General features: G+C 68.2%; 3 protein-coding genes. All 3 read left to right on the top strand.

Features of this window, described 5'->3' with window-relative positions:
- Nucleotides 1-330: 330 nt before the first annotated feature.
- The 3 genes from rfbB (at nucleotide 331) to FVW20_RS10275 (ending at nucleotide 3,308) form a co-directional block, all read left to right on the top strand.
- Nucleotides 331-1,353, top strand: coding sequence for a dTDP-glucose 4,6-dehydratase (gene rfbB, locus FVW20_RS10285; protein ID WP_196609393.1), 1,023 nt, complete (start codon nucleotides 331-333; stop codon nucleotides 1,351-1,353).
- Nucleotides 1,350-2,231, top strand: coding sequence for a dTDP-4-dehydrorhamnose reductase (gene rfbD, locus FVW20_RS10280; RefSeq protein WP_196609391.1), 882 nt, complete (start codon nucleotides 1,350-1,352; stop codon nucleotides 2,229-2,231). Before rfbB ends, rfbD begins: the two co-directional genes overlap by 4 nt.
- Nucleotides 2,232-2,297: 66 nt before the next feature.
- Complete coding sequence (locus FVW20_RS10275; protein ID WP_196609389.1) at nucleotides 2,298-3,308, top strand: hypothetical protein; 1,011 nt, start codon at nucleotides 2,298-2,300, stop codon at nucleotides 3,306-3,308.
- Nucleotides 3,309-3,421 lie beyond the last annotated feature (113 nt).

Here is a 3,421-nt window from a genome sequence, read left to right as displayed (position 1 = left end):
GGGCCGGATGCGGGCCGGATGCGGTCTCGCCGCGCGCGGGGCGCGCAGGGCCCTCGCCCCCGTTGCATGCCGGGCGGCGCAACGACGTGAAGCGCCACGGTGCACGCTACCCACGACCACGCAACATTGCAAGTTATTTCTGCACGATGCACGGCGCACACCGTTCCGGCGCCGCCCACCGCGCCATATTGACCTTGCACCGCCGCTGCCTGTACCATCCGGACCTTGCAGGGCTTGGCCCGAGCATGGGCACCAGGCCTCACCAGACCTGACCGGGCCTCGCCTCCCGGTTTCCATCCCTTGCACACCCGTCACCATCACGGAGACATGATGCGCCTACTCGTCACGGGCGGTTGCGGCTTCATCGGCACCAACTTCGTCCGTCTCGTCATCGACCGTCGCCCCGACATAACGGTGGTCAACCTCGACAAGCTGACATACGCGGGCAACCCGCTGAACCTTGCCGACGTGGAAAAGACCCACGGCGGCACCCGATATTTCTTCGAGCACGCCGACATCGCCGATGCGGACGCGGTACGCCGCATCCTTGCGCAGCATCGCATCGACGCGGTGGTCAACTTCGCGGCGGAAACCCACGTGGACCGCTCCATAGACGATCCCGCGCCCTTCGTGGTCACCAACGTGCTGGGCACGCAAACGCTGCTCACCGCCGCCCGCGGGGCCGGGGTTACCCGCTTCGTCCACGTTTCCACCGACGAGGTGTACGGCACCCTGGGGGCGGAGGGCCGCTTCACCGAATCCACCCCGCTGGCCCCCAACAGCCCCTATTCCGCCTCCAAGGCCGCGGGCGACCTGATGGCCCGCGCCTGGTTCGAAACCTACGGCTACCCGGTGGTCATCACCCGCTGTTCCAACAACTACGGCCCATACCAGTTCCCCGAGAAGCTCATTCCGCTGATGATCGGCCGGGCCGGGCGCGACGAAACCCTGCCCGTCTATGGCGACGGCATGAACGTGCGCGACTGGATCCACGTGGACGACCACTGCCGTGGCGTGCTGCTGGCGCTGGAAAAGGGCCGCCCGGGCGCGGTCTACAACTTCGGCGGCGCGGCGGAACGACCCAACATAGAAGTGGTGCGCGCCATCCTGCGCCTGGTGGGCAAGCCGGAAAGCCTGATCCGCCACGTTACCGACCGCCCCGGCCACGACCGCCGCTACGCCATGGACTTTTCGCTGGCGGCGCAAGAACTTGGCTACGCGCCGGAATACGACTTCGAGCGGGGCCTGGCGGAAACCGTGGCATGGTATCGGGACAACGCGGCATGGCTTGAAAGCGTAGCCTCGGGGGCGTACAGGGAATTCATGCAACGCTGGTACGGAGAACGACTGTGAGCCCGCGCCCCAAGGCGCTGGTGCTCGGCGGCAGGACCGGGCTGCTCGGCCAGGCGCTGGTGCGCGTGCTGCGCGAATCGGGCTGGGACGCCCTGCCCACCGGGCGCGACGACGTGAACGTGCTCGATTCCGGGGCGCTGGCCTCGTTCATCGAGCGCGCCGAACCCACCGTGATCTTCAACACCGTGGCCTGGACCCAGGTGGACCTGGCCGAAGAACGCGAGGAAGACGCCACCCGCCTGAACCGCCAACTGCCCACCTGCCTTGCGCGCATGGTGCGTGGCACGTCCATGCACCTCGTGCACTTCAGCACCGACTTCGTGTTCAGCGGCAAAAAGGGCGCGCCCTATACGCCGGACGACACGCCCGATCCCGCGTCCGTCTACGGCGCCACCAAGCTGGCCGGCGAACAGGCCGTGCTGCAACAGTGCCCGGACAACGCCTGCGTGGTGCGCACCTCGTGGTTGTTCGGGCCGGGACGCCGCAATTTCGTCAAGGTCATCCTGGACATCTGCCACGACAAGGGCGAGGCCCGCGTGGTGCACGACCAGATCGGCTCGCCCACCTATACCCTGGACCTGGCGGCGGGCAGCGTGAAGCTGGCCGAACTGCGGGCCACCGGCATCTTCCACGTGGCCAACGCCGGGCAGGCCAGCTGGTGCGAACTGGCGTCCGAGGCGGTGAACCTGGCCGGGCTGCCCTGCAAGGTGCACGCGATACCATCGCGCGATTACCCGCAAAAGGCCCAGCGCCCGCCCTTTTCTGTACTGGACACCGCACGCTTCACCCAGATGACCGGCATCACCCCGCGCCCGTGGCCGCAGGCCCTGCGCGACTACATCTACAAGGAATGCCTGCCCGCCATGCACGACGCCTGACGTCGCGCGGGCAGACCGCACTTCGGCCAGCGGCCACCAACGATCAGGATACCAAAGGGAAACCACATGCCGCCCGCCGAAACCCTCCGCACGCTCGCACGCGCCGCGCGCGGCACCACCAGAGACGCCTTCCGCGTCTGGCTCACGCTGGTCAAGGTGATGGTGCCCATCATCATCGTGGTCAAGGTGCTGACCGAACTGGACCTGGTGCGCTACCTGGCCCTGCCGCTGTCGCCCATCATGGGTCTGGTGGGCCTGCCCGCGGACCTCGGACTGTCGTGGGCCACCAGCATGCTGGTGAACATCTACAGCGGCCTGTTCGTGTACGCCGGGCTGCTGCCGGGCATGGAACAGCTGAGCGTGGCCCAGGTGACCACCTTTGCCACCATGACCCTCATCGCCCACAATGTTCTGGTGGAAGGGCGCATTGCCCAGCAGTGCGGCCTGAACATGACCACCCAGATCGTGCTGCGCTTTGGCGGGGCGCTGCTGTGCGGCATGCTGATGCGCGCCTTCTTCGACGCCACCGGCTACCTTTCCGAGCCCGCCACCATGTTGTGGGCCCCGCGCGAGGCCCCGGCCACCCTGGCCGCCTGGGCCTGGAACGAGGCGCGCAACCTGATCTCGGTCTTCGGCATCGTGCTGGTGCTGATGGCCCTGATGCGCGTGCTGGACGCCGCGGGCATCACCAGGCTGCTCAACGCCTGCCTGCGCCCGGTGCTGCGGCTGATGGGCATCGGCGACAACGCCGCCACCATCACCATCGTGGGCCTCAGCCTCGGCATCGCCTACGGCGGCGGGCTCATCGTGCACGAGGTGCAGGGCGGCAAGGTGCCCCCGCGCGACGTGTTCAGCGCCATGTCGCTCATGGGCCTGTCGCACGCGCTCATCGAGGACACCCTGCTGATGGCCCTTATCGGCGCCCACCTTGGCGGCACCCTGTGGGCGCGGCTGCTGTTCTCCATGGTGGTGGTGATGCTGCTGATCCGGCTGTACGACCGGCTGCGGCCCACGCCGTTGCCAACCACGACGACCGGCCCCGCCAGTACCGCGAACTCCGCAAGCATGAGCGCGTAGGCGGCAGGGCATGACGGACACCCCCCAAGCCGGCGCGCAGCCAGCCGAGGCTGCCGCCCCCGTTACCGCAGCGCCCACCGCCACGCCCGGCACAGCGTCCGGCGCAGCGTCCG

Source organism: Nitratidesulfovibrio oxamicus, from assembly GCF_015731765.1.
Classification (GTDB): Bacteria; Desulfobacterota; Desulfovibrionia; order Desulfovibrionales; family Desulfovibrionaceae; genus Cupidesulfovibrio; species Cupidesulfovibrio oxamicus.
This window is presented reverse-complemented; position numbering and strand designations above follow the sequence as displayed.